This window comes from Arsenicicoccus cauae, from assembly GCF_043162025.1.
GTDB lineage: Bacteria > Actinomycetota > Actinomycetes > Actinomycetales > Dermatophilaceae > Arsenicicoccus > Arsenicicoccus cauae.
Genome location: NZ_CP171001.1, coordinates 3,032,811 through 3,058,956 on the forward strand (window position 1 = coordinate 3,032,811; position 26,146 = coordinate 3,058,956).

General features: G+C 73.0%; 20 protein-coding genes and 1 tRNA gene. 3 read left to right on the forward strand and 18 right to left on the reverse strand.

What is annotated here, in order from left to right; all coding sequences use genetic code 11:
- Positions 1 to 31: 31 nt before the first annotated feature.
- Both ACF3NS_RS14165 and ACF3NS_RS14170 read right to left on the reverse strand, forming a co-directional pair.
- Positions 32 to 1,360, reverse strand: a complete 1,329-nt coding sequence (locus ACF3NS_RS14165) for a patatin-like phospholipase family protein (protein WP_392466850.1) — start codon at positions 1,358 to 1,360, stop codon at positions 32 to 34.
- A 76-nt stretch (positions 1,361 to 1,436) separates the two neighbouring features.
- Positions 1,437 to 2,318, reverse strand: coding sequence for an NAD-dependent protein deacetylase (locus tag ACF3NS_RS14170; RefSeq protein ID WP_392469137.1), 882 nt, complete (start codon positions 2,316 to 2,318; stop codon positions 1,437 to 1,439).
- Between the two features lie 101 nt (positions 2,319 to 2,419).
- Between ACF3NS_RS14170 and ACF3NS_RS14175 the strand changes: the two genes are divergently transcribed.
- A complete protein-coding gene (locus ACF3NS_RS14175; protein WP_154592966.1) occupies positions 2,420 to 3,337 on the forward strand; it encodes a LysR family transcriptional regulator in 918 nt (305 codons plus the stop codon).
- A gap of 32 nt (positions 3,338 to 3,369) precedes the next feature.
- Here the strand turns inward: ACF3NS_RS14175 and ACF3NS_RS14180 are convergent, their stop codons facing one another.
- From ACF3NS_RS14180 to leuS, 4 genes are all read right to left on the reverse strand, one after another.
- On the reverse strand, positions 3,370 to 5,535 hold the full coding sequence (locus ACF3NS_RS14180; RefSeq protein ID WP_392466854.1) for a ComEC/Rec2 family competence protein: 2,166 nt from the start codon (positions 5,533 to 5,535) through the stop codon (positions 3,370 to 3,372).
- 497 nt (positions 5,536 to 6,032) lie between these two features.
- Entirely contained in the window at positions 6,033 to 7,040 is a 1,008-nt protein-coding gene (locus ACF3NS_RS14185) for a ComEA family DNA-binding protein (RefSeq protein ID WP_392466856.1), read from the reverse strand.
- Positions 7,041 to 7,238: 198 nt separating this feature from the next.
- Positions 7,239 to 8,102, reverse strand: a complete 864-nt coding sequence (locus ACF3NS_RS14190) for a DegV family protein (RefSeq protein WP_154592965.1) — start codon at positions 8,100 to 8,102, stop codon at positions 7,239 to 7,241.
- A 3-nt stretch (positions 8,103 to 8,105) separates the two neighbouring features.
- Positions 8,106 to 11,039 carry a leucine--tRNA ligase gene (leuS, locus tag ACF3NS_RS14195; protein WP_392466860.1) on the reverse strand — a complete coding sequence of 978 codons (2,934 nt, stop codon included), beginning with the start codon at positions 11,037 to 11,039 and terminating at the stop codon, positions 8,106 to 8,108.
- A gap of 304 nt (positions 11,040 to 11,343) precedes the next feature.
- Between leuS and ACF3NS_RS14200 the strand changes: the two genes are divergently transcribed.
- Entirely contained in the window at positions 11,344 to 12,180 is an 837-nt protein-coding gene (locus ACF3NS_RS14200; protein ID WP_154592963.1) for a Cof-type HAD-IIB family hydrolase, read from the forward strand.
- Positions 12,181 to 12,399: 219 nt separating this feature from the next.
- On the opposite strand, the gene ACF3NS_RS14205 is transcribed toward ACF3NS_RS14200, so the two are convergent.
- The 5 genes from ACF3NS_RS14205 to ACF3NS_RS14225 form a co-directional block, all read right to left on the reverse strand.
- Positions 12,400 to 12,472: transfer RNA gene (locus ACF3NS_RS14205), tRNA-Ala, on the reverse strand.
- A 129-nt stretch (positions 12,473 to 12,601) separates the two neighbouring features.
- Positions 12,602 to 13,252 carry a histidine phosphatase family protein gene (locus ACF3NS_RS14210; RefSeq protein WP_392466862.1) on the reverse strand — a complete coding sequence of 217 codons (651 nt, stop codon included), beginning with the start codon at positions 13,250 to 13,252 and terminating at the stop codon, positions 12,602 to 12,604.
- Between the two features lie 5 nt (positions 13,253 to 13,257).
- The gene (gene rsfS / locus ACF3NS_RS14215; protein WP_311966480.1) at positions 13,258 to 13,698 is read right to left on the reverse strand and encodes a ribosome silencing factor; all 441 of its coding nucleotides are present in this window, start codon (positions 13,696 to 13,698) and stop codon (positions 13,258 to 13,260) included.
- Positions 13,695 to 14,408 carry a nicotinate-nucleotide adenylyltransferase gene (gene nadD, locus ACF3NS_RS14220; RefSeq protein WP_154592961.1) on the reverse strand — a complete coding sequence of 238 codons (714 nt, stop codon included), beginning with the start codon at positions 14,406 to 14,408 and terminating at the stop codon, positions 13,695 to 13,697. Before nadD ends, rsfS begins: the two co-directional genes overlap by 4 nt.
- A 17-nt stretch (positions 14,409 to 14,425) precedes the next feature.
- Positions 14,426 to 14,647 (reverse strand): hypothetical protein, encoded by a 222-nt coding sequence (locus tag ACF3NS_RS14225; protein ID WP_392466864.1) that lies wholly within the window; start codon positions 14,645 to 14,647, stop codon positions 14,426 to 14,428.
- Between the two features lie 123 nt (positions 14,648 to 14,770).
- On the opposite strand from ACF3NS_RS14225, the gene ACF3NS_RS14230 reads away from it, so the two are divergent.
- Positions 14,771 to 15,916 carry a glycosyltransferase family 2 protein gene (locus ACF3NS_RS14230; RefSeq protein WP_392466867.1) on the forward strand — a complete coding sequence of 382 codons (1,146 nt, stop codon included), beginning with the start codon at positions 14,771 to 14,773 and terminating at the stop codon, positions 15,914 to 15,916.
- 169 nt (positions 15,917 to 16,085) lie between these two features.
- Here the strand turns inward: ACF3NS_RS14230 and ACF3NS_RS14235 are convergent, their stop codons facing one another.
- From ACF3NS_RS14235 to ACF3NS_RS14265, 7 genes are all read right to left on the reverse strand, one after another.
- A complete protein-coding gene (locus tag ACF3NS_RS14235) occupies positions 16,086 to 16,787 on the reverse strand; it encodes a class I SAM-dependent methyltransferase (RefSeq protein WP_392466869.1) in 702 nt (233 codons plus the stop codon).
- A gap of 66 nt (positions 16,788 to 16,853) precedes the next feature.
- On the reverse strand, positions 16,854 to 18,152 hold the full coding sequence (locus tag ACF3NS_RS14240) for a glutamate-5-semialdehyde dehydrogenase (RefSeq protein ID WP_392466872.1): 1,299 nt from the start codon (positions 18,150 to 18,152) through the stop codon (positions 16,854 to 16,856).
- Positions 18,153 to 18,404: 252 nt separating this feature from the next.
- Positions 18,405 to 19,547: a glutamate 5-kinase gene (proB, locus tag ACF3NS_RS14245; protein ID WP_392466874.1), complete on the reverse strand. Its 1,143-nt coding sequence runs from the start codon at positions 19,545 to 19,547 to the stop codon at positions 18,405 to 18,407.
- A gap of 6 nt (positions 19,548 to 19,553) precedes the next feature.
- Positions 19,554 to 21,077, reverse strand: a complete 1,524-nt coding sequence (gene obgE, locus ACF3NS_RS14250) for a GTPase ObgE (RefSeq protein ID WP_392466876.1) — start codon at positions 21,075 to 21,077, stop codon at positions 19,554 to 19,556.
- Between the two features lie 102 nt (positions 21,078 to 21,179).
- A complete protein-coding gene (gene rpmA, locus ACF3NS_RS14255; protein WP_019284283.1) occupies positions 21,180 to 21,434 on the reverse strand; it encodes a 50S ribosomal protein L27 in 255 nt (84 codons plus the stop codon).
- Between the two features lie 47 nt (positions 21,435 to 21,481).
- Positions 21,482 to 21,790: a 50S ribosomal protein L21 gene (gene rplU, locus ACF3NS_RS14260; RefSeq protein ID WP_288800096.1), complete on the reverse strand. Its 309-nt coding sequence runs from the start codon at positions 21,788 to 21,790 to the stop codon at positions 21,482 to 21,484.
- 220 nt (positions 21,791 to 22,010) lie between these two features.
- Entirely contained in the window at positions 22,011 to 25,865 is a 3,855-nt protein-coding gene (locus tag ACF3NS_RS14265; protein WP_392466879.1) for a ribonuclease E/G, read from the reverse strand.
- Positions 25,866 to 26,146: the final 281 nt, after the last annotated feature.

Consider the following 26,146-nt stretch of genomic DNA (forward strand, 5'->3'; position numbering starts at 1 on the left):
TGACCCCTCACAGACCCGACCCAGGCGGGGCTCAGGCCGTGCTGCGCGGCGGCCGAGCAGCGTGCGCCGGTCGGAGCCCCCGCAGGATCCGGCGCGCCACCTCGGGGTCGGCCACCTCGGGGTGGGGCGGGTCCAGTGCCGCCTCCACGGCGACCAGCTCGGGCGCGTGCTCCCGGAGCAACGCGTGGGTCACGAGGTAGCCGTGCCGCTCGAGCACCATCTGCTCCCCCTGCGAGAAGGCGTCGAGGTCGGTGCGGATCGCGTTGACGAGCTCGACGACGTCGGGTGGATAGCCGACGACCTCGTCCAGTGCCCAGGTCGCGCCCGCCAGCTCGCCCGCACTCATCGAGGAGTGCAGCCAGCGCAGCCGCACCGACGTGCCGCCGTCCGAGGCGATGGACATCGTGCGCAGCATCTGGCCCAGCGGCGTGCGGGTGGTGCGGGCGCGAAAGACGTTGCCGCCGTCCGAGACCAGGACGGCGGCGTGGTCCTTCCACACGGGCTCGAGCCCGAGGTTGTCGTAGACGCCGCCGTCGGACAGGGGGATGCTGCGGCGGATGGCCTCGCGGGTCGAGGACGGCTCGCGTCCCGCGACCCCGCCGCGCAGGTCGAGCCCGCGCCCGTCGAGGCGCCACGGGCCGAAGACGGGCGGGAACGCGCAGGACGTCGCCACCACGTCGGCCACCCGCAGCCACGCCGGAGGTGGGCCGAAGCCGAGCCGGTAGTCCCCGATCCACCCGCCCGGGCGCACCGCGGTGGGGTCGTAGAACCGCCAGTCCACCCCGTAGGCCACGTCGGTGGCCCCGGTCACGGTGGCGGCTCCCACGACCCCGAGGTCGCGCAACGGCGTGGCCCACCAGCCGATCTCGCGGGCGAACCCGTCGGCCATGGCACGCACCGCCCCGTCCTGGACCAGCCACCGGTCGGGCCGCAGGCGGCTCAGAAGCGCCGGCGTGCGGACGTTGGTCGAGGCCAGCCGCCGCGCCGGTCCGGCGACCAGCTCCTCGAAGCCCTCCAGGCGCTCACCGCCCGCGCCGTCGCGCGGCCACCCGAGGCGCGGGTCGCCGAGCAGGTTGGCGATGATCGAGCCGCCCGACACGCCCGACACGGTGCGCAGGCGCCCGAGGACCCCCAGCTCGTCCAGCCGTCGCGTGGACCCGAGGTGGAACATCGCGGCCCGGTAACCGCCGCCGGACAGGCACAGCCCCGTCCCGTGCCGCTCGACCCAGGGCACCTCGACGGGCCTGCCGAGGTCGCTCCCCGGTCGCTGGTGCTTGCCCGCGTCGAGCTGGTCCGAGGCGGCGCGGCCGGCCTGCGGTGATGGGTCGAGAGGCGTGCGCCAGGATGAGGATTCGCTCACGGGCCCACCCCATCACAGACCACCGACACAGGGTCGTCACCGGCGGTCCGGTATGCCGAACTGCGCCTGCCGGCCGTCATACCAGGCCGAGCGGCAGCCCCGTCGCGTACTCCACGTCCACCACCGGACCCAGGTCGTCGTCGATCCCCAGGCGTCGCGCGAGCCCGGTGAGGGAGGGCCCGAGCGGCGCGTCCAGCTGCCAGGTCGCCTGGTCGTCGCCCCGGGTGCGTCCCCGGGTGATGATGCCGACCGGCAGGCCCAGCGCATCCGCCCGGCGCACGAACCGGTAGCCGCTCATCACCTGCAGGCTGGACCCCAGCACGAGCAGCGCCGAGGCGGTCTCGACCCGGCGATAGGCCTCGTCGACCCGCTCCCGCGGCACGGACTCGCCGAAGAACACGACGTCGGGCTTGAGGGCGTCCGACCCGCAGACGACGCAGTGGGCTAGGTGGAACCGCTGGACGACCCCGTCGGGCAGGGCGATGTCACCGTCCGGACGCACCTCGTCGCTGTGGACCTGGAAGTCGGGGTTGGCCTCGGCGAGACGGCGCTGCACCTCCTCGCGGGAGGTGCGGTCCTCGCACGTCAGGCAGCGCACGACCGAGAGGGTGCCGTGCAGCTCGAGCACGTCCTGGGTGCCGGCCTGCTGGTGCAGCCCGTCGACGTTCTGGGTGATCACCCCGTCCACCAGGCCGGCCCGCTGGATCGCGGCGAGCGCCCGGTGGCCGGCGTTGGGGCGGGCGCCGGTGAACCGCTCCCAGCCGACGTACGCCCGCGCCCAGTAGCGGCGCCTGGCCTCGGGGCCGCTCAGCAGCTCGGAGTACTGCATGGGCTGGACCCGCCGGCGTCCGTCCGGCCCGCGATAGTCCGGGATCCCCGACTCGGTGCTCATGCCCGCTCCAGTGAGCGCCACGACCCCGCCGTCGTGGACGAGCCGGGCGAGCTGGTCGAGGATCATGGGCTGCACCCGTCAAGTATGCCGGGCGACGCGCGACTCGAACCATAGGCGCACGTGTCGCAATCTCGACATTCGATAACACCCTGTTATATAATCGCTGCATGATCGACGCCGCCGGACTTCGTGTCATGAAGGCCATCGCCGACGAGGGCAGCTTCACCGGGGCCGCCGCCGCACTCGGCTACACCCAGCCCGCCATCTCGCAGATGGTGCGGCGCCTCGAGCAGCGCACCGGCACCGTCCTCATCGACCGGGTGGGCCGTCAGGTGCGCCTGACCCAGGCCGGGCAGGTGCTCGCCCGGCACGCCGGTGGCGTCCTGGCCGCGCTCGACGCCGCCGAGGAGGAGGTCGCGGCCATCGCGGGGCTGCGCGCCGGACGGGTGCGGATCATGTCCTTCCCGTCCGCGACGGCCACCATCGTGCCGCCGGCGCTCGCGGCCCTGCACCGCCAGCACCCCGACCTGACGGTGACCTTCAGCGAGAACGAGCCCCCCGAGGCCATCGCGGCGCTGCGCGAGGGCGACTGCGACCTCGTCGTCGGCTTCTCCTACGAGAACGGCTCCACGCCCGCCGACGACACCGACCTCGACCTGCTCGTGACCACGCCCCTGCTCGTCGATGAGGTGCGCCTGGCGCTGCCGTTGGACCACCCCCTCGCCGCGCAGGAGACGGTCGACATGGCCGACCTCTCCTCCGAGGCCTGGGTGGCCGGCTGCCCACGCTGCCGCGTCCACATGGTCGGGCTCGCGTCGGAGTCCGGCTTCGCACCCAACCTGGCCTTCGAGACCGAGGACTACGTCGCTCAGCTCGGCCTGGTCGGTGCCGGTCTCGGCGTGGCCCTCATCCCCGACCTCATGCTGCGCCGAGCCGTCAACCCGCACACCGCGATCCGCGACATCACGCCCTCCTCGCGCCGCCACATCATGGCGATCACCACCCCCGACCTGCAGAAGGTCCCCGCCGTCCAGGCCACCATCGACGCCCTGCAGACCAGCGCCCGCGAGTTCCAGGAGTCCTGACACCAAGTCCTGACCCCGGGTCCTGTCCCCGGTCAGCGCCCGCGCCGGGCGACGCGCAGCTCAGCGCCGTGCCCGAGCACGGCGAGGTCGCCGGACCGGTCCGTCCGCTCGATGTGGAAGCCGTTGCGCTGCAACGTGGTCAGTGCCGCGGCTGCCGGCTGGCCGTAGTCATTGCCCTCCCCCACGCTGATTAGGGCCAGCGGCGCATCGAGGTCGGCGAGCAGTCGGGGGTCCTGCTTGGCCGAGCCGTGGTGCGCGACCTTGAGCACGTCGAGCTGCGGGTGGATCGCCCTGCGCGCCAGGGTCGTCCGCACGTCCGCCGCGAGCTCGGGCTCCGCATCCCCGGTGAGCAGCGCGGTCGTGCCGCCGATGTCGGCGAGCAGCACCAGGCTCGCGTTGTTGGGCACGGACCCCTCTCGGATCTCACGGGTCGGCGCGACCACCTCGGCGTGCACCTGGCCATAGGTCAGCCGGTCCCCTGCCGCCAGCACCTGCGGCCGCAGCCGATGGTCCGCCGCGAGACGCTCCACCCGGCTCGCCTGGTCGGGAGGGTCTCGGGTCGCGGTCACGAGGACCGCGCCGACGGGCCAACCGTCCAGCACCTCCTCCAGCCCGCCCACGTGGTCGTCGTGGAAGTGGGACAGGACGACGGCGTCGATGCGCTCGATCCCCAGGCGGGACAGGCACGGTCGTATGCCGGGGTCGGCCGGCCCGACGTCGACGACGACGGCTCGTCCGGGCCCGGATGCGAGCGCGATCCCGTCGCCCTGACCCACGTCGCAGACGATCATCCGCCAGTCGGCCACCGGCCATGCGGTCGACCCGACGGGCGCGACGAGCGAGAGGGCGAGGAGCACGACGGCGATCGCCGCGAGCGGGCGGGCGCGGGTCCACCACGCCAGTCGGGGACCGCTCACCACCAGGATCACGGTGACGAGGGCGAGCAGCAGGGCTCCGCGCCCGTCATCGGGCCACGGCACCGCGCCGTACGGCACGTCCGCCGCCACGCGCGCCACCCGGGCGATGAGCCAGGCCGGCAGGGCCGCCGCCCACGCCACGACGTGCGCCGCGGGGACGCTCACGACGGCGACCACCGCCGTGACGATCCCGAGGACGGTCGTCGGTCCCACGAAGGGCGCTGCCGCGAGGTTGGCGGGGACGCCGACCAGGCTGACCGACGGCTGCAGCATGATGGTCACGGGTCCGCAGGCGACCTGCGCGGCGACCGGGATCGCGAGCGCCGGCCCCCACGAACGGATCTGGCGCGGGAGCACCCTGCCGATGCGCTCGCCCCACGGCGTCGCGAACAGCAGCAGCCCGAGCGTGGCCAGCGAGGACAGCGCGAAGCCGTAGGACCGGGCGAGCCAGGGGTCGTAGCAGAGGAGGACGACGATCGCGGCGCCGAGTGCGGGCAGGGCGGCACGACGACGTGAGGTGGAGATGCCGAGCAGGCCGACAGCCCCCATGACGGCCGCCCGCACGACGCTGGGCTCGGGCCGCGCCAGCACCACGAAACCGGCCAGGCCGACCAGCGCCACGACCGGCCGCAGGCGGCGCGGCAGACCGAGCAACGAGCACAGACCGAGCAGGGCGGCCAGGACGATGCTGACGTTGGACCCGGAGACGGCGCTGAGGTGGCTCATCTGCACCTCGGTCATGTCCGCCGTGAGGTCGGGCGGCGTCAGGCTCGTGTCCCCGATGACGAGCCCCGGCACGAGCCCGGCGGCGTCCTCGGGCACCCCGGTGACCGCGGCGCGCAGGGCGGCCCGCACGTGCTCGGCTCCGGCGAGCACCGCACCGGGCTGCCCCACGACACGGGGTGGCCCGCGGACGGTGACCGTGGCCAGGACGTCGTCGCCCGGCTCCGCGGGCTTGAGCCTGCCGGCCAGCTCCAGGCGCTGTCCCCAGCGCACCTGGGCCCAGCGCTCGTCACCGAAGACCAGCAGGGGTGCCGAGACCTGGCTGACGGCGCCGCGACCCTGCACGGTGAGCACGCGCAGCCGCACCATCGTCGCGGGAGCGCGTTCGGCACCACCGCCCACGACCCGCGGGTCCGACACGACCTCCGCCGTCAGGCGCACGCTGGCGCGCTGCGCCGCCAGCTCGTCGATCGTGCCGGCACCGCGCAGCTCGCGATGCCCCACGAGCGCCGTCAGCGTCAGGGCGACCACCACGCCGGTGATCCCGACGACCGGCACCCATGACCGACGGCCGCCACGCCCAGGACGCCCCAGCGGCACAGGGCGGCCAGGAGGCACCGGAGAGACTGGAGGCACCGGAGAGACTGGAGGCACCGGAGGGACAGGCGGCACATGACGCGCATGACGCACCGCCCACCGCGCCGACGTCACGGTGAGGACGACGCCCGCCGACGCCACCATCCCCAGCACCCAGGTCGGCCGGTCGAGCAGCGCCGCGGTCAGGGCCCACGCGACGCAGGCCGGCAGCAGCAGACGGACGTCCGAGGGCGTCTGCGGGCGGATGTCGTCGAGCCACCTCGACGGTCGCCGTCCCTGTCCCTGGGAGGGCCCGAGACCGAGGAGTCGTCGGGCCTGGTCCTGGCGCTCGTGGCGGCGGGCAGCCTGCACCTCCCGTGCACCGGCGGGCGCCGACGACTGCGGCAGCTTGCGGGCAGGGGGTGTCCCGGCCGCGCCGGCGCCGGTCGCGTGGCCCGGTTGGAGAGGGTGGGGGGTCGTCATACGCGCACCTGGGGTCGGAGCCGCTCGAGCAGCTTGGGTCCGATCCCCTGCACCTCGCCGAGCTCGTCGACGCTGCTGAACCGGCCGTGCTGGGTGCGCCACTCGATGATGCGGCCCGCGATGGCGGGACCGACCCCGGGCAGGGTGTCCAGCTGCTCGACGGTCGCCGCGTTCAGGTCGACCGGGGCACCCGGCGCCCCGCCACCCGCCACGCCGCCACCGCTGGGTGACGTGCCTCCCGCCGCCGGCACCCCGCCTGACGGTCCGGCCGGAGCCGGGACCTTCTCGCCGGGGCGCGGCACATAGACCTGCTCGCCGTCGACGAGGACCCGGGCCTGGTTGAGGCCCCCGAGATCGGCCCCCGGCAGCGCCCCACCGGCGGCCGCGAGCGCGTCCACCACGCGTGCCCCGGGATCCAGGCGGACCACCCCGTGCCGCCGCACCTGGCCGCCGACGTCCACGATCACCCCGGTGGACGACGGGGACGGTGCGGCCGCGGGGCCGACCGCTGCGGGGGGTGCCGCGCCGCCTCGTCCGGACGACGTCGCCACTGCAGTCGCCCCGCCCCGCCTCACCCCGTCACCCGACTCGCGGTCCGCGCCCGCCGACGGGACCGGCTCGGGCTCCCCCTGGCTGCGGGCCATGGCCACGCGCACGCCGAAAGCGACGCCCGCGAGCACCAGCACCAGGAGCAGGGCGAGCACCGCCGTCCAGCGCGGCTGCCAGGTGGCGCCGACCAGCCGGGACGGCAGCGACACCACCGCTGGCGCCGGTGGACGATGCCGCCCGGAGCCCTCGGGCGGGGACGGCGACAGCCGCCCACGACGCTCCAGCGCGTCCTGGCCGTAGACGCGCTCCACGACGTTGTCGGGCAGGTGGTCCAGCGACTCGACCGCTGCCGGTCGCGGCAGCTCCATCCGCCACGCGGGGTCGCCCGCGCGCGCCTCGGTCGCGGTGATCCGCCCGAGCCGCTCCAGGTCCGGTGGTGGTGGTCGACGTGCCATGAGCGCGACGCTAGGTTCGCGCGCCCACGCCTGGGCGGGCACGCGCTTCGCCTGTGGACGGGCGTCCTCGCGTCGCGTCAGGGTGTGGACAAGTCGGCGGGCAGACGGGTTCCGCACTGAGGTGCATGGCTCGAGGTCGGACGAAGCCCCCCGGCCACCCCGACCAACCGGACCTGATCGGAGCGCCGTCCGAGTCAGTCAGGGGCGCGGCGAGACGACCACAGCCGTCGTGCCGGGCCCGACGTGGCAGGCCGCCACCGGTCCCAGGGGATAAACCTCGACGGGGGTGCCCGCGGGGCAGCGGACGCGCAGCGCCTCGACCACCTCGTCGGCGCGCAGCTCGGCGTCGAGCTGGTGGACCGCGATCTCGCAGCCACGCTCCCCGCACGCCTCGGCGGCCGCGACGGAGCGGTCGACCATCTCCTTGATCGCCCGCGTGGACGTGCGGACCTTGGCGACCGGCTCGATGTGGCCGTCGTCGATGCCGAGCAGCGGCTTGATCGACAGGGCGGTGCCGAAGAAGGCGGCGGCTCCCCCGATGCGGCCGCCCTTGCGCAGGTAGTCCAAGGACTCGACGCAGAAGGTCAAGGTGGCGTCCTCCGCCCGGCGCCGGGCCGCCACCCCCGCCTCGGCGGCGCCCGCCCCGTCCTCCACCATCTCGGCGGCGGTGAGCACGCCGAAGCCCATCGCCATACCGATGGAGCGGGAGTCCACCACCTCGACGGGGATCGGCGAGCGGGTCGCAGCGAGGACCGCGGCCTCGACCGTGCCCGACAGCTCCGAGGACAGGTGGATCGAGAGGATCTGCTCGCAGCCCCGCTCGGCAGCCCGGCGATAGGCCAGGAGGAATTCGGCGGGCGAGGGACGTGAGGTACCGAGCTTCTTGGCGCGGCGCAGGATGCCGGGCACCTGGTCCTGCGCGAGCTCACCCTCGATGTGCTGCTCCCCGTCGGCGACGAGCACGAGCGCCACGACGTCGATGCCGTGGCGGGCCACCGTCTCGGCGGGCAGGTAGCCCGTCGAGTCGGTGACCAGCCCGACGGAGGGGAACAGGGTGGTCATCGGTCAGCCGACGACGATGTTGACCAGCTTGGGGGCCCGCACGATGACTTTGCGGACCGTCTTGCCGTCGAGCAGCCCCTGGATGCGCTCGCTGGCCAGGGCCGCGGCCTCCAGGTCGGCGTCGCTGATGTCGGCGGCGACCTCGAGGCGGTCACGCACCTTGCCGAGCACCTGCACGACGCACGTCACGGTGTCCTCGACGAGCAGCGCGGGGTCGGCTGCGGGGAAGGTCTCGTGCACCACCGAGGACTCGTGGCCGAGACGGGACCACAGCTCCTCGGCGAGGTGCGGTGCGACCGGCGCGACCATGAGGATCAGCGCCTCGGCGGCGGACCGCGGCACGACGTCCAACTTGGTCAGCGCGTTGTTGAGCTCGATCAGCTTGGCGATGGCTGTGTTGAAGCGCAGCCCGTCGTAGTCCCGCGCCACCTGGTCGATCGTGCGATGCAGGAGCCGGGAGGTCGCGTCGTCCAGCGGCCCGTCACCGACCCGCACCTCCCCCGTCTGCTCGTCGACGACGTTGCGCCACACCCTCTGCAGGAAGCGCTGCGACCCGACGACCGCGCGCGTCTCCCAGGGCTTGCTGAGCTCGAGCGGTCCCATGGCCATCTCGTAGACGCGGAAGGTGTCGGCGCCGTACTCGTCATACATCTCGTCGGGGGAGACGACGTTCTTGAGGGACTTGCCGATCTTGCCGAACTCACGGTGCACGACCGAGCCCTGCCAGGTGAAGACGCCGTCGGCGCTCTCGGCCACCTCGGCGGCGGGCACCGGCTGACCCCGGTCGTCGCGGTAGGCGGCGGCCTGGATGTATCCCTGGGAGAAGTAGCGCCGGAACGGCTCCTCGGAGGTCAGGTGGCCGAGGTCGTGCAGCACCTTGACCCAGAAGCGGGCGTAGAGCAGGTGCAGCACCGCGTGCTCGACACCACCGACGTAGAGGTCCACGCCGCCAGGGTCGGCGGCCCCGGCCGGCGCCCCCGCGACCGCGGTCGCCTGCGGCCCCATCCAGTAGCGCTCGACCTCGGGGTCCACCATCGCCGTGGCGTTGGCCGGGTCGAGGTAGCGGAGGAAGTACCAGCACGAGCCGGCCCAGTTGGGCATGGTGTTGGTCTCGCGGCGGTAGCGGCGCACGCCGCGCCCGTCCCCGAGGTCCAGCTCGACCTCGACCCAGTCCCCGGCGCGGGACAGCGGCGGCTCCGGCTCGGACGAGTCGTCGTCGGGGTCGAAGGTCTTGGGCGCGTAGTCCGGGATCTCCGGCAGCTCCAGCGGCAGCATCGACTCGGGCAGCGCGTGCGCCACCCCGTCCTCGTCGAAGACGATGGGGAACGGCTCGCCCCAGTAGCGCTGCCGGCTGAACAGCCAGTCGCGCAGCCGGTAGGTCACGGTCCCCTGCCCGCGGCCGGTGCGCTCCAGCCACGAGATCATCGTCGCCTTGGCCTCGTCGAGCCCCAGGCCGTCGAGGCTCACCTCGTCGTTGCGGGAGTTGACGGCGACCCCGGGGGCGACATACGCCTGGCCGTTGTTGACCGAGCCGGGCCACGACGAGTCCTCCTGCGGCGCAACGACATCCAGGATCGGGATCATGAACTCCGTCGCGAACTCGAAGTCGCGGGCGTCGTGCGCCGGGACCGCCATGATCGCGCCGGTGCCGTAGCCCATGAGGACGTAGTCGGCGATGAAGACCGGGATCTCGCGCCCGTCGACCGGGTTGGTCGCGTAGGCGCCGGTGAACACGCCCGTCTTGGACTTGTCGTCCATCTGGCGCTCGACGTCGCTCTTGCGGGAGGCCGCCTGCTGATAGGCCGCGACCGCCTCGCGGGGCGTGTCGGCGCCACCGGTCCAGTGCATCGGGATGTCGCTCGGCCAGGCGTCGGTGACCAGGTCGGCGACGAGCGGGTGCTCCGGCGCCAGCACCATGAAGGTCGCCCCGAAAAGCGTGTCCGGCCGCGTCGTGAACACCTCGATGTCCTCGCCGCCAGGCCCGGTGAAGGTGACGCGAGCGCCGTGGGAGCGGCCGATCCAGTTGCGCTGCATGGTCTTGACCTTCTCGGGCCAGTCCACGCGGTCCAGGTCGTCGGCGAGCCGGTCGGCGTAGGCGGTGATCCGCATCTTCCACTGGCGCAGCGCCTTGCGGAAGACGGGGAAGTTGCCGCGCTCGGAGCGGCCGTCGTTGGTGACCTCCTCGTTGGACAGGACCGTGCCGAGGCCGGGGGCCCAGTTGACGGGCGCCTCGTCGGCGTAGGCCAGGCGGTGGCCGTCGATGACGGCAGCCTGCTCGGTGGCGTCGAGGTCGCTCCAGGCACGGCCGGCCCACTCCCCCGGCAGGGGACGGGACCCGTCGGCCAGCTGCGCGACCAGCTCGGTGATCGGCCGCGCGCGGCCCAGACCCCCGTCGGGGCGGCGGGCGCTCTCGTCATACCAGCTGTTGAAGATCTGCAGGAATATCCACTGGGTCCAGCGGTAGTAGTCCGGGTCGATGGTGCGGATCGCGCGCCGGTCGTCGTGGCCGAGGCCGAGGCGACGCAGCTGGCGCGCCATGATGACGATGTTGTCCTCGGTGGTCGTGCGCGGGTGCTGGCCGGTCTGGACGGCGTACTGCTCGGCGGGCAGCCCGAAGGCGTCGTAGCCGAGGCAGTGCAGGACGTTCTTGCCGGTCATGCGGTGGTAGCGCGCGTAGACGTCGGTCGCGATGTAGCCGAGCGGGTGCCCGACGTGCAGGCCCGCGCCGCTCGGGTAGGGAAACATGTCGAGGACCAGCAGCTTCTGCGCCTGGGTGAGCGGGTTGTCCGGCTCGGCCCACGGACCGGCGGGGTTGGGCGCGTGGTAGGTGCCCTGCTCCTCCCAGCGATCCTGCCAGCTGGTCTCGATCTGCCCCGCCAGCGCGGCGGTGTAGCGGTAGGGGTGCTCGTCGCGCGTCTCGGTGGCCGTGTCCGTCATCGTCTGTCTCCCTGGGTCCTCGGTGTGGCTCGCTGCTGCTGCGGACTCGCATGCCTCCAGACACACGAACGCCCCTCACGCAGAGGGGCAGCCGCGCTGATGTCCGACTCGCTCAGCGCGGCCCGACAAGGAGCTGCTGGTGGGCCACCCGCCCAGGCTACCGCAGGGTCATCGGGGCTGGACGAGCAGGCCGTATGCCGAACCGCCCGTGACGCGGGGTCGCCGTGTGATCGGGTGGGGCGTGGTGGCGGCGGGGCGCCATACGATCGGGACATCCCCGCAATCGCCCACCGAAAGGTGCCCCATGCCAGCCCGCCCCTGGACCACGATCGCCCCCGGCCCGCACGACGTGCGACTCGTGGTCGCCGACATGGACGGGACGCTGCTGGACGAGTCCGGGGCGGTGCCCGCGGACTTCTGGGGGCTGCTGACGCTGATGGGTGAGCGCGGGATCACCTTCGTGCCGGCCAGCGGTCGCCAGCTCGCCACGCTGCAGCGCGTCTTCGAGCGCGCGCCGCAGGGGCTGTCCTACGTCGCCGAGAACGGCACCCTCGTGGTCCACGACGACGAGGTCGTCTCGACGACCACCGTCTCGGCCGAGATCACGCGCTCGGTCGTAGGCACGGTCCGCGAGGCCGCCCGCGACCACGACCTGGGCCTCGTGGTGTGCGGCGTGCGCAGCGCCTACGTCGAGCGCAACGACCGGGCGTTCCTGGCCGAGTGCGACAAGTACTACGCCAGGCTGGAGGTCGTGGAGGACCTGCACGCCGTCGAGGACGACGTGCTCAAGCTCGCCGTCTACGACTTCGAGGACTCCGAGCGCCACGTCGACCCGATCTTTGGCGAGGTCGCCCGCACCCACCAGGTCGTCGTGTCCGGCAAGCACTGGCTCGACATCATGGTGCGCGGCGTCGACAAGGGCCAGGGCGTGCGGGCGCTGCAGGCCCGGCTCGGCGTGACCCCCGCCCAGACCGTGGTGCTGGGCGACTACCTCAACGACCTGCAGATGCTCGGCACCGCGGAATGGTCCTTCGCGATGGCCAACGCCCACGACGACCTGATCGAGCAGGCGGCCTATCTGGCTCCCGCCAACACCGAGGACGGTGTGGTGCGCGTCCTCACACGGCTGCTCGGGGCCTGACGGCGGCCCGTACCAACCGGCGGCTGTGCAACCAGGCGCTCGTCACCGAGGTCTACATCGACGAGGACGACGAGCTGCGCGTCGAGCACAACCGGCCCTTCGAGATGCTCCCCGACCCGCAGGTCGACGCCAACGCACTGACCTGGGCCGCAGACGTGAACAAGGCCCGAACCTCCACCGACCTTTCCGTTGGCGAGGGTTCGAGCCTTGTGCGTGGGGTGGAGCTGAGGGGACTCGAACCCCTGACCCCCTCCATGCCATGGAGGTGCGCTACCAGCTGCGCTACAGCCCCTCACGAGACGAGTCCCGCGGGTCGTCGTCGCGGGCTCACGCTCGCTGCGACTGGATCACTTTAGCCAGAGTTCACCGCTGCGACCAAATCGACGTATGCCGTGCCGGTCGCCCCTCCCGGACCTCGGCCTCAGCGCTCCGTCGGCCACGAGGCGCCCTCGTCGGCGTCCGGGGAGCCGAGATTCCAGGTCTCGATGCGCCAGCCGCCCGAGGGCATCTGGGCGAGCTCGGCCCAGTGGCAGTTGCGCAGTCCGCCCAGGACGAGCCAGGCCTGCTTCTGCGGCAGGCCGACGAGCTCGGCAGCGAGGGCGCGGGCGGCCACCCCGTGCGACACCACGACGGCGAGGCCGTCCTGCGGCAGACGACCCACCAGGTCCTTCGCCCCGGCGAGGACGCGGGTCGCCACGTCCGCCACGGACTCCCCGTGACCACCGCGCTTGAAGTCCTCGCCGGTCAGCATGCGCTCGGCGTCGGCGGGATACTCCGCGCGCACCTCCGCACCCGTACGACCCTGCCACTCCCCCGCATGGATCTCGCGGAAGCGCTCGTCGCGCTCCACCTCGACGCCCAGCAGATCCCCGAGCGCGTCGGCGGTGGCCGCGGCCCGCAGCAGGTCCGAGCTGACGATCAGGTCAGGACGCCGTACCGCGAGGTGCGGGGCCGCCGCAGCGGCCTGCGCGCGCCCGGTCTCGGACAGCTTGATGTCGAGCTGCCCCTGCCAGATGCCCGCGGCGTTGTGGGCGGTCTCGCCGTGCCGCCACAGGATGAGTCGCCTGGCCATGCGGGTCAGTCGCGCAGTCCCGGCCACCCGGTCGTCCGGGCGGGCGCGTCGGCATACGGGTCGTCCTCGTCTTGTCGACCGGCGGGGTCCGGCAGCCCGAGGTCGACCGTCGGGCAGTCCTTCCACAGCCGCTCCAGGCTGTAGAACTCGCGCTCGTCGCTGTGCTGGACGTGCACCACGACGTCGACGAAGTCGATGAGGACCCAGCGACCGTCCTTCTCGCCCTCGCGGCGCACGGGCTTGGCGCCCAGGTCGCGCAGGCGGTCCTCGACCTCGTCCACGATCGCGCGGACCTGGCGGTCGTTGGGCGCCGACGCGAGGACGAAGATGTCGGTCAGGGCGAGCTGGTCGCTGACGTCGAGCGCGATGATGTCGCGGGCGCGCTTGTCGTCCGCCGCGAGGGCGGCGGCCTTGGCGAGCTCGATGGCACGGGGGGTGGCGGTCACGCAGGATCCTTCGGGGTGATGGTCGGTGACGGCGCGGACGCCGAGGTGGAGGCGGACGCCGCGGTGGAGGCGGACGTCGCGGGATCGGTGAGCCCGCCGTTGACCGACACCCCGGACAGGGCCGGGTCGGTCGAGACCACGGGCGCGGACGCGGCATACAGCCGGTACTTGTTGATGTGCTGCACCACCCCGTCCGGCACGAGGTACCACACGGGCTTGCCCTCGACGACGCGCTCGCGGCAGTCGGTGGAGCTGATCGCCATGGCGGGGACCTCGGTGAGGGTCACGCCGTCCGCCGGGAGCCCGGACTCCGACAGGTGGTAGCCGGGCCGGGTGACGCCGATGAAGTGCGCCAGGTCCCACAGCTCGTCGACGTCCTTCCACGACAGGATCCGCGACAAGGCATCCGCGCCGGTGATGAAGAACAGCTCTGCGTCGGGGTTGAGCCGCCGCAGGTCGCGCAGCGTGTCGATCGTGTAGGTCGGCCCGTCGCGGTCGATGTCGACGCGCGACACCGAGAACCTCGGGTTGGAGGCCGTCGCGATCACCGTCATCAGGTAGCGGTGCTCTCCCGGGGAGACGCTCGACGCGGCCTTCTGCCACGGCTGGCCGGTCGGCACGAAGACGACCTCGTCGAGGTCGAACAACGCCTGGACCTCGCTCGCGGCGACCAGGTGACCGTGGTGGATGGGATCGAAGGTCCCGCCCATCACGCCGATCCGCTGTCTCAGTGCCCGCTCCCGGGCGAGCTGTGCGAGCCGTGCGACGCGTCGTTGACGCCGCCATGGCTGAGCTTGGCGGCGGTGTTGCGGAACGCGAAGGTGATGGCGAGCAGAGCCATGAACAGCGCCAGCGCGATGACCCCGAACCAGAAGTCGGCGAACGGCAGCGTCATCGCGTGCTCGGAGTGGTGCTCGCCCTCGGCGAGGATCAAGGCGGCAGAAGTCATGCGGCCATGCTACCTGCTTGGTGCGCGGCCGCCCCCGATGCCGGTCTCGAGGGCGCAACGGCACAGCCGACGCACAGCACCCGCTTCGGCCATTGCCAACGCCACGGTCCTAGGCTGGCACGCATGGTCCCTGAGCTATCCGTCGTCATCCCCATGTACAACGAGGAGCAGGTGCTCCCGCTGCTGGTGCAGCGGCTGCGCCCGGTGCTCGACGGCCTAGGCACGAGCTACGAGGTCGTCGCGGTCGACGACGGGTCCAAGGACCAGACGGCCGTGCTGCTGCAACGCTACCGCCGCGAGTGGGAGCAGCTGCGCGTGGTGCGCCTGCGCGCGAACTCCGGCCACCAGGCGGCGATCTCGGCCGGTCTCGTGTCCGCCCACGGCGACTTCGTCGTCACCTTGGACGCCGACCTGCAGGACCCCCCCGAGACGATCGCCGACATGCTGCGCGTTGCCCACGAGGAGGGTGTCGACGTCGTCTACGGCGTGCGCTCGGACCGCTCCACGGACACCTTCTTCAAGCGCGAGACGGCCAAGGCGTTCTACTCCGTCCACTCCCGCCTGACCGGCATGGAGACCGCAGGCAACGCCGGCGACTTCCGTCTCATGTCGCGCGCCACCGTCGACGCCGTCAACGCGCTCCCCGAGCACGGGCGGGTGCTGCGCTTCGTCGTGCCGGCGCTGAACTTCCCGTCGGCGAGCGTCCCCTACAAGCGTGAGGAGCGGGCGGCCGGCGAGTCGAAGTATCCGTTCATGAAGATGGTGATGCTGTCGGTCGACTCGATCATCGGCTTCAGCCTCAAGCCGCTGCGCCTCGCCACGTGGTTCGGCTTCGGGGGCTTCATCGCCTCGCTGCTGCTGATCGCGTATGCCGTGATCGGCCGCTTCACCGGTCACGCCATCGCGGGCTGGGCCTCGACCGTGGGCATGATCGCCCTGGTGGGCGGGCTGCAGCTGCTCTGCCTCGGGATCCTCGGCGAGTACCTCGGCCGGATGTACCAGCAGCTGCAGGAGCGCCCCAGCTACTTCATCGCCTACGACTCGGCGCGGGACCGTGACGACCACCGGTTCGCCATACCGCGCAGTGCTCGTATGGCGACCGGCCGCCCGACGGGCGCAACGGCGTCTCGGCCCGAGGTCGCCCTCGGCGGGGGGACCGCGGCTGCCGGGGCGAGCGCGCGAGGGGCCGACCCGACGATGCGGGGAACCGACACGAGCGAGGGCACCCTGGACGCCCACGGCCTGGCGGGCGAACCCATCGACCGCTGACCTACCGGGGGTAGGGGCATCGACCGGCCTTCGTCCCCCAGGCTGATGATCCCGCCGGGGGTAGGGGCATCAGCCGGGCTTCGTCCCCCAGGCTGATGATCCCACCGGGGGTAGGGGCATCGACCGGGCTTCGTCCCCCAGGCTGATGACCCCGCCGGGGGTAGGGGCATCAGCGCCGGCGCGCGACGACGAACTCGCTGACGCCAGGCAGGTCCTTGACCGGCAGGTAGCGCTCCACCGTGATGACCGCCCGCAGCGCCGCGTTGACCGCCCAGTGCGTGTCCTGCAGGTCGCTGCCCTGGCTCGTGCGGCGGCGCATGGACACGACCGGCCGCAGCAGGACGTTCCAGGCGAAGCGTCGCTCGATCTCGAAACCGTTGCGCTGCAGCAGGTCCAGGATCTCGGCGCGGTGATAGCGCCGCACGTGACCGACGGCGAAGTCGTGGTCGGACCACAGCTTGGGGTCGACGGGCACGGCCACGAGGAACGGAGCACCCGGCTTGAGCACCCGGTGCACCTCCTGCACGCACGCGTCGTGCTCGACCAGGTGCTCGAGCAGGTCGAAGGCCATCACCAGGTCCAGCGACCCGGTGTCCACGGGCAGGTTCGTCGCGTCGGCCCGCATCACCGGCACCGAGCGCTCGTCGGCAGCCAGCGCGCCGTCCTGGGTGTACTCCAGCGCCACGGCCTGCCACCCGTGCTCGATCAGCACGCGGGTGTTGCCTCCCCCGGCGGCCCCGATGTCCAGGGCCCGGCCGGGCGTCATACCGGAGATCATGCGAGCGAGGATGTGCCTGCGCTCGCGGTACCACCAGTGCGCGTCCTCCAGCCTGGCCAGCTTGCGGACCTCGTGACCCTCCACGTGCGGCACGTCCTCTCGTCGTCGAACGCCACAAACCTAGAGGAACTCACCGTCCGGGGCGCGCAGATCACGCCGTCAGACGCGGACCTGTCCGTCGCCCTCGACGACCCACTTGGTGCTCGTGAGCTCCTCGAGGGCCATGGGGCCGCGGGCATGGAGCTTCTGGGTGGAGATGCCGATCTCGGCACCGAAGCCCAGCTCACCGCCGTCGGTGAACCTCGTGCTCGCGTTGACCATGACCGCTGCCGAGTCCACCTCGTCGACGAATCGCCGCGCGGCTCCACGGTCGTCGGTCACGATGGCGTCCGTGTGGCCGCTGGACCACCGGCGCACGTGCTCGATCGCGGCATCGAGCGAGGGCACCACGCGGACGGCCATGTCCAAGGAGAGGTACTCCGCCGCCCAGTCCTCGTCGGTCGCCTCCACCCAGCGCGCGCCGGCCTGCTCGGCGACGTCCTTGAGGTCCGGGTCGGCGTGGATGACGACGCCCTCGCTGCCGAGCGCCCGCAGGATCCGAGGCAGCGCCTGATCGGCGACGGCCTCGTGGACGAGCAGCGACTCGGCGGCGTTGCAGACGCTGGTGCGGTGGGTCTTGGAGTTCAGCGTGATCCGCTCGGCCATGTCCAGGTCGGCGCCGGCGTCGACATAGACGTGACAGTTGCCTACCCCCGTCTCGATCGTGGGGACGGTCGACTCGGTGACGACGGTCTGGATCAGACCCGCTCCCCCGCGCGGGATGAGGAGGTCGACCTCGCCGCGGGCCGTCATGAGGGCGCGCACCGCGTCGTGCCCGGGCGCGTCGAGCAGCTGGACGGCGTCGGGGTTGAGGTCGAGGGTGCGCAGGGTCTCGCGGAGGACCTCCACGAGCACCCGGTTGGTGTGCTCCGCGGCGCTGCCGCCGCGCAGGATGCAGGCGTTGCCGGACTTGAGGGCCAGGCCGGCGGCGTCGACGGTGACGTTGGGGCGCGCCTCGTAGATCATCCCGACCACGCCCATCGGAACGCGAACCTGCCTGACCTGCAACCCGGTCGGGGTGGTGCTGCCACGGACGACGTCACCCACCGGGTCGGGGAGCCCGGCCACGTCGCGCAGCCCCTGGGCGGTGGCGGCGACGCGCGGCTCGGTGAGGGTGAGGCGGTCCAGCAGGTTGGCCCGGGTGCCGGCGGCGGTCTCGCGCTCGACGTCGAGGTTGTTGGCCGCGACGATGCGATCGGTCGCCGCGAGGAGCGCGTCAGCCATGGTCCGCAGCGCGTCATCCTTGCGGCCTCGTGGCAGCAGCGCCAGCTCGCGGGCGGCGGTGCGCGCGCGGGCGGCGAGCCCCGAGACGAGCTCGCGAGCGCCGGGATCGATGGGCTTGGCGGCCGGGGTGGTCATGCTCCCATCCAACCGCAACCGGCCGTATGACGCCCCCACCGTCTCGCGGGGCTGGGCACACGCCCGGAACCACGCCCGGCCGATGCCCCTACCGGGGGCGGGATCATCAGCCTAGCGAACGAAGGCCGGCCGATGCCCCTACCCCCGGCGGGATCATCAGCCTGGCGAACGAAAGCCGGCCGATGCCCCTACCGGGGGCGGGATCATCAGCCTGGGGGACGAAGGCCGGTCGATGCCCCTACCCCCGGCGGGTCAGAGGAGGGCGAGGTCGTCGCGGTGGATGACCTCCCGGCGGTACTGCTCCCCCAGCTCGTCCCCCAGGTCGTGGGTGCTGCGACCCAGCATGGCGGGCAGCTCGGACGAGCCGTAGTTGACCAGCCCCCGCCCCACCACGAGCCCGTCCGGCGCGACCAGGTCCACCGCGTCGCCCTCGTCGAAGCGGCCGCTCACGCCCACGATCCCGGCGGGCAGCAGCGAGCGACGGTGCGCCACGACCGCGTCGACGGCCCCGGCGTCCAGCTCGAGCCGCCCCCGCGCCGTCGAGGCGTGCCGCAGCCAGAGCAGCCGGCCGCGCGGCCGCACCGCCGGCGCCTCGAAGACGGTCCCCACGTCCTCGCCGCCCAGCGCCTCGGCGGCCAGCGCGGCGGACGTGACCAGCGCCGGGATGCCGGCGCCGGTGGCGATGCGGGCGGCCTCGATCTTGGTCGTCATCCCGCCGGTCCCGACCTTGCTGCCGGAGCCGCGCACGACCACGTCGGCCAGGTCGGCCGCGCCGCGCACCACGGGGATCCGACGCGCGCCCGGGCGCGAGGGCGGTCCGTCATACAGCGCGTCGACGTCGGAGAGGAGCACCAGGGCGTCGGCCTTGACCAGGTGCGCGACCAGGGCGGCGAGCCGGTCGTTGTCCCCGAAGCGGATCTCCTGCGTGGCGACCGAGTCGTTCTCGTTGACGACGGGCACGACGCCGAGGTGCAGGAGACGCACGAGCGTGCGGCGCGCGTTGACGTAGTGCGAGCGCCGCGTGACGTCCATCTCGGTCAGCAGCACCTGCCCGACGCGGGCCCCGTGACGCCCGAAGCTGGCGGTGTAGGCCGCCATCAGGGCACCCTGGCCCACGGCGGCGGCGGCCTGCTGGGTGGCGAGGTCACGGGGGCGCTTGGGCAGGGCCAGGGGGTTGAGCCCGGCGGCGATGGCGCCCGACGAGACGAGCACCACCTGCGCGCCACCGCGCCAGCGGCCAGCCAGCGCGTCGACGAGCCGACCGATGGCGAGGTCGTCCAGGTCACCGTCCCCGCCGGTCAGCGAGGACGAGCCGACCTTGACGACGATGCGCTGCGCACCGGCGATGCGCTGCCGGGTGCCCGTCCCCCCGGTGAGGTCGACCTCGTCCGTCACGGCCGGTCAGTCCTCGTCGCGCAGCGTCGCCCAGTGGCCGGACCGGCGCTCGGCGTCAAGCTCGGCGGCGGTCTTGCGGCGGGCGGCCTTGAGGTCGGCGAGCTCCTCGCGCTTCTCGGCGCGGGTGGCGCGACGGGTGCCCTCCGCCTGCTCCAGGCGCAGGTCGGTGCCGCGACGGCCGAGCAGCTCGGCGCCGGCGGCGAGGGTCGGCTCCCAGTCAAAGACGACCGCGTCGTCCTCGGCCCCGATCACGACGGTGTCCCCGGCGACCGCCCCGACCTTGAACAGCTCCTCCTCGACGCCCAGCCGGCCCAGCCGGTCGGCGAGGTAGCCGACGGCCTCGTCGTTGCTGAAGTCGGTCTGGCGCACCCACCGGGCGGGCCGGTCGCCGACGACGCGATAGATGACCCCGTCGGAGGTGTTCTCCTTGCGGACGGTGAAGCCGGTGTCGTCGACGGCCTTGGGCCGTATGACGACGCGCGGGGTCACGACCTCCTCCAGCTCGGCGCGGGCCGCCTCGACGTGGCGCGCCAGGGAGAAGGTGAGCTCCTTGAGCCCGGTGCGGGCCACCGCGGAGACGACGTGCACCTCGAGGCCGCGGGCCTGCAGGTCGGGCTTGACGAACTCGGCGAGCTCCTCGGCCTCGGGGACGTCGGCCTTGTTGAGCACGACGATGCGCGTGCGCTCGGTGAGGGGCTTGCCACCCAGGGTCGCGTCGGGGACGTAGAGGCTGAGCTCGCGCTCGATCGCCTCGAGGTCGGACATCGGGTCGCGGTCGGGCTCCAGGGTGGCGCAGTCCACGACGTGCACCAGCACCGAGCAGCGCTCGACGTGGCGCAGGAACTCCAGGCCGAGGCCCTTGCCCTCGTGAGCGCCGGGGATCAGCCCGGGCACGTCGGCGATCGTGTAGCGCGCGGAGCCCGCCGTCACGACGCCGAGGTTGGGCACCAGCGTGGTGAAGGGGTAGTCCGCGATCTTGGGTCGGGCGCTGGAGAGCACCGACACCAGGGACGACTTGCCGGCGGAGGGGAAGCCGATCAGGGCGACGTCGGCGAGCGTCTTGAGCTCCAGCACGACGTCGTGCTCGTCGCCCGGCTCACCGAGGAGGGCGAAGCCGGGGGCCTTGCGGCGGGTGGACGCCAGCGCCTTGTTGCCGAGGCCGCCGCGACCGCCCTGGGCGACGACATACTCCCCGCCCATCTCGACGAGGTCGGCGAGCAGTCGGCCCTGCTTGTCCTTGACGACGGTCCCCTGCGGCACACCGAGCACCAGGTCGTCGCCGTCGGCGCCGTTGCGCTCGGCGCCCTCGCCCGGCTTGCCGTTGCCGGCCTTGCGGTGCGGGGTGTGGTGGTAGTCGAGGAGCGTGGTCTTCTGCGGGTCGACGCGGAGCACGACCGACCCGCCGCGACCACCGTTGCCCCCGTCGGGGCCGCCGAGCGGCTTGAACTTCTCGCGGTGCACGGAGGCCACGCCGTGACCACCGTTGCCCGCCTGCACGTGCAGCGTCACCCGGTCGACGAAGCTCGCCATGTCCTGGTCCTTATCTCCTCGGTGGCAAACCGCGCGAGGGTGCAGGCTCGTGGCCTGCACCCTCGCGCAAACATGTGTGCTGAGCGGAGGCTCAGCGGTGCGTCACTCGCCGGCGACGATGTTGACGACCTTGCGGCCGCGCTTGGTGCCGAACTCGACGGCACCGGCGGCGAGGGCGAACAGCGTGTCGTCCTTGCCGCGGCCGACGTTGGCGCCGGGGTGGAAGTGCGTGCCGCGCTGGCGGACGATGATCTCGCCGGCGTTGACCTCCTGGCCGCCGAAGCGCTTGACGCCGAGGCGCTGGGCGTTCGAGTCGCGACCGTTCTTGGAGCTGGATGCACCCTTCTTGTGTGCCATGACTAAGCCTGCCTTCGTCGAATCGTGAGCTGGGGGTGCGAGGAGGCTCAGGCCTCGATCGCGGTGACCTTGATCTGGGTGGTCGGCTGACGGTGACCCTGGCGCTTGCGGTAGCCCGTCTTGTTCTTGTACTTCATGATCGTGATCTTGGGGCCCTTGGTCGCCTTGACGACCTCGGCCGTGACCTTGACCTTGGCAAGCGTGGCTGCGTCACTGGTGACGGTGGAGCCGTCAACGAGCAGCAGGGGCTGGAGCTGGATGGACTCGCCGGGCTTGTCGTTCACCTTGTCGACGATGAGGACGTCGCCGACGGAGACCTTCTCCTGGCGCCCGCCTGCGCGAACAATCGCGTACACGTTGCAGACTCGCTCTCTTGATGAGGGTGTGGAACCGGCCGCCGCTTCGTGACCGGCCTCCGATCGCGCCTGGCACTTCGCCTGGGCAACGCGGGGGACGGTGGACGCACCGACTCACCAGAGTACCGGGGCGGGGGTGCTGTGACCAAATCCCCGGCCCGGCCCCTCGTGGGGTGGTCCGGACACCGATCCCGGTGCCCGGACCACCCCACGAGACCAGTCAGGCGTCGGTCGCGGGCGAGGGCTCGTATGCCGACCCGCTGGCCTCAGCGGCCTTGGGCGGTCCCGCGGGGGCGACGACTCGACCGCGGCGCCGGCGGGGGCGCTGCTCGGGCTCGGGGCTGGTCTCGGCCTCGGGCGCGTTGTCGGTCGGGGCGACGGTCTGGTCCAGCGCCTGGTCCCGCTGCTGGGCGATCGCGGCGGCGACCACCCCGGCGGGAGCGTCGACGTCGGCCACGGAGGTGTCCGCGCCCCAGCCGGCGCCGGCCGTGGCGGCTCCGGGACGGGGCGTGCCGGACTCATCCTGCGACCCCCAGCCGAGACCGGGGTGGTCGGCGCTCGCCGCGGCGTCGGAGGCGGCGTTGGCCGCCGACTCGGCGTCGGAGCCGGGCGCGGCGCCCTCGGCAGGATCCGCACCGGGCCCTGCCTCGGCCGGCGCCGGTGCCGGAGCGGGCGCGCCGGCCGCCTTGGAGGCGCGTCCCTTGCGGGCGGAGCGGCGCCCACGGGCGGGGCGCTCCTCCTCCTGCGGGGCGTCGTGCGCGCTGGCGTCCGTGGCCGCACCGGCCGGAGCCGACGAGGCGGCCGGCTCGTCGCCGAGCACGGAGGACATGGCGTCGTCGATGGCCCGGGCCACCTCGTCGGGCGACGCGGGCTGCTCGTCCTCGGCCACGGCCTTGGAAGCGGCCATCGCGGCGGCGTGCGCGGCCGCGGCGATCTGGGCGGGGGTCGGCCCGGCGTCCTCGGCCTTGCCGGCGCCGGACCCGTTCCCGCCGTTGCCACCGTTGCCGGAGCCGCCGTTGCCAGAGCCCCCGTTGCCGGAGCCGCCGTTCGAGCCACCGTTCGAGCCGCCGTTGCCGCCCTTGCCCTTGCGGCCACGACGGCCGCCCTGCTCGTGCGAGTGGTCGACGCCTGACTCCGTGCCCGGAGCGACCGGCGTGGAGGAGACGAGGATCCCGCGGCCGTTGCAGTGCTCGCAGGTGGTGGAGAAGGACTCGATCAGTCCGGTCCCCACGCGCTTGCGGGTCATCTGGACCAGGCCCAGCGAGGTGACCTCGGCGACCTGGTGCTTGGTGCGGTCACGGCCCAGGCACTCGACGAGCCGCCGCACGACCAGGTCGCGGTTGGACTCGAGGACCATGTCGATGAAGTCGACGACGATGATGCCGCCGATGTCGCGCAGCCGCAGCTGGCGCACGATCTCCTCGGCCGCCTCGATGTTGTTCTTGGTGACGGTCTCCTCGAGGTTGCCGCCCTGGCCGACGAACTTGCCGGTGTTGACGTCGACCACGGTCATCGCCTCGGTGCGGTCGATCACCAGGGAGCCGCCGGAGGGCAGCCAGACCTTGCGGTCCATCGCCTTGGCGAGCTGCTCGTCGACGCGGTGCTCCGCGAAGACGTCCTTGTCACCGGTCCACCGCGTCAGCCGCGGGGCCAGGTCGGGGGCCACGGACTCGACATACGAGCTCACGGTCTCCCAGACCTGGGGCCCGGACACGACCAGCGAGCTGAAGTCCTCGTTGAAGACGTCGCGGATCACCCGGACCGTCAGGTCCGGCTCGCCGTGCAGCAGCGCCGGGGCGTTGGTGCCGCGCGCGCCGGCCTTGGCCTGGATGTCGTCCCACATCGAGGTGAGGCGGGCGACGTCGGCGCGCAGCTCCTGCTCGCTGGCCCCCTCGGCGGCCGTGCGGACGATCACGCCGGCGTCGGCGGGCATGACCTCCTTGAGGATCTTCTTGAGCCGGGCGCGCTCGGTGTCGGGCAGCTTGCGGCTGATCCCCGTCATCGAGCTGCCGGGGACGAAGACGAGGTAACGGCCGGGCAGCGAGATCTGCGAGGTCAGGCGGGCGCCCTTGTGACCGATCGGGTCCTTGGTCGCCTGGACCAGGACCGTCTGCCCGGACTTGAGGGCGTTCTCGATGCGGCGCGGCTGGCCGTTCTCCAGACCCGCGGCGTCCCAGTTGACCTCGCCGGCGTAGAGCACGGCGTTGCGGCCCTTGCCGATGTCGACGAAGGCGGCCTCCATCGACGGCAGGACGTTCTGCACGCGCCCGAGGTAGATGTTGCCCGCGATGCTGGTCGAGCTCGCCGACTGCTCCCGCGAGACGTAGTGCTCCACGAGGACGCCGTCCTCGAGCACGGCGATCTGGGTGCGGTCGCCGCTGTCGCGGACGACCATGGTCCGCTCGACACTCTCGCGGCGGGCGAGGAACTCGGCCTCGGTGATGATCGTGCGGCGACGCCCGGCCTCGCGGCCCTCGCGGCGGCGCTGCTTCTTGGCCTCCAGGCGGGTCGATCCCTTGATACCGGTGGCGGAGTCCGAGCGACGGGACTCACGCACCTTGGTCACGGTGCCGGGCGGGTCCTCGTCCCCACCGCCGGAGCCGGAGCGACGACGGCGGCGACGCCGACGCGAGGAGCTCGACGAGTCGTCGTCGTCCTCGCCCTGGTCGTCCCGGCCGTTGCGGGAGCTGCGGCCGTCGCGGCCCTCATCGGAGTCGTCCGGCTCGTCGTCGCCCTTGTCGTCGCTGCGGTCGTCGCCGTCGGAGTCCGCGCGTCCGCCGGAGCGACCACGGCCGCGGCGGCGGCGCGAGCGGCGGGAGCCCCCGGACTGCTCGCCGTCGTCGCCCTGGTCGTCGGTGTCGTCTGCGTCGTGCGTGTCGTCTGCGTCGTTCGTGTCGTCTGCGTCGTTCGTGTCGTCGTCGACCTGGCGGTCGTCGCGGTCGCCGGTGCGGCCGCGGCCGCCGCGGTCGGCGCTGTCGTCATCGCCGTCGGCCTGCTCGTCAGAGGCGCCCCGGTCGTCGGAGCCCGACCGGCCGCGGCGGCCCTTGCCACCACGACGACGACGACGCGGGGCCTGGTCGTCGTCCTGCTCGTCCGCGTCATCGACGTCGGGTCCGTCGGTGCGACCGGTGCTCCCCGCGCCGCGGCTGTCGCCCTCATCGTCCTCCACGTCGCGGCCACGGGCGTCCCGGCCGCGCAGGTCCCGCTCGTCGCGTGAGCGGGAGACCCGGCCACGCGGCCGGCCCCGAGCCGGGTCGTCGAGGTCGTCGTGCTCGTCGCCCTCGGCGTCGTCGGTCTCGTCGCGCTGGATGGTGGAGGGGTCGACGCTCGGCGAGGTGGCGCGCCGCGAGCGACGGGCCACCGTGGGGTCCGGCGCCTGGAAGAGCAGGCCGAACGGCGAGACGGCCGGCGCGGCGGCGTCGCCGGCAGAACGCACGGGCAGCTCGTTGATCAGGTCGTTGAGGTGGTCCTCGTCCAGCACCGCCAGCGCGATGTCGACGACCTCCTCGTCGCTGTCGTCGGCGTCCCCGTCGGCCGCGGCGGCCGCGATCTCGGGGGCGTGCTCCACGGCGTCCGCCTGCGCGGCGGCCCGCTCGGCGGCGTGGTCGGGCACCCCGGAGGTGAGGCCGGGCGCGTCATACGCATCATCGTCGGCGTCGGTGCCGGCGACGGACTCGGTCACGGAGGGGGCCGACGCCTTCGTGGTGGCGCGGCGGGTGCGCTTGGCGGCCTTCTTGGCGGGGGCGGCGGCGGTGACGGCGTCGACCGCGGCGCGGGCGTCGCCCTCCTCGGCCTCGGTGCCGGGCGTGCCGAGCAGGTCGTCAGCGTCGCTGATGCTCGGGCGGTGCGCCTCCTCGGCGGCGGGGGCCTTCTTGGCGGCCTTGCGCGGCGCCCGCTTGGTGGCGGCGGCCTTGCGGGGGCGGGTGGCCTTCTTGGCAGGCGCCGTGGCCTCGGAGGTGTCGGGGGCTTCGGCGGTGTCGGGGCCCCCTGCGGTGTCGGGGGCTTCGGCGGTGCCCGTGACGTCGGAGGCGTCTGCGGCGTCGGAGGTGGGGAGGGTGTCGTTGTCGGGTGCCATCGGGGGCGTTCCCTTCTCGACCACGAGGCCACGCCCACTGCCGGCGCCAAGCGCCTCGTCGCCGCGTGGTGCGCGGTCGTCGTCGTCAGCGGAGCAGGTTGCCCCGACGACGGAAGTCGTCTGCTGCACCGCGTGGCTCGCGCCAGGCGCGTCACTCACGTGGTGCCGCCGCCATCACGTCGACGGAGCCGGTCGGCTCGGTCGTCGGGCGAGACGGGCGACCAGATCGGTCGCGACGCCGCACGTCGCCGTGATGTCGTCGGGTCAGCGGCACGAAGTGG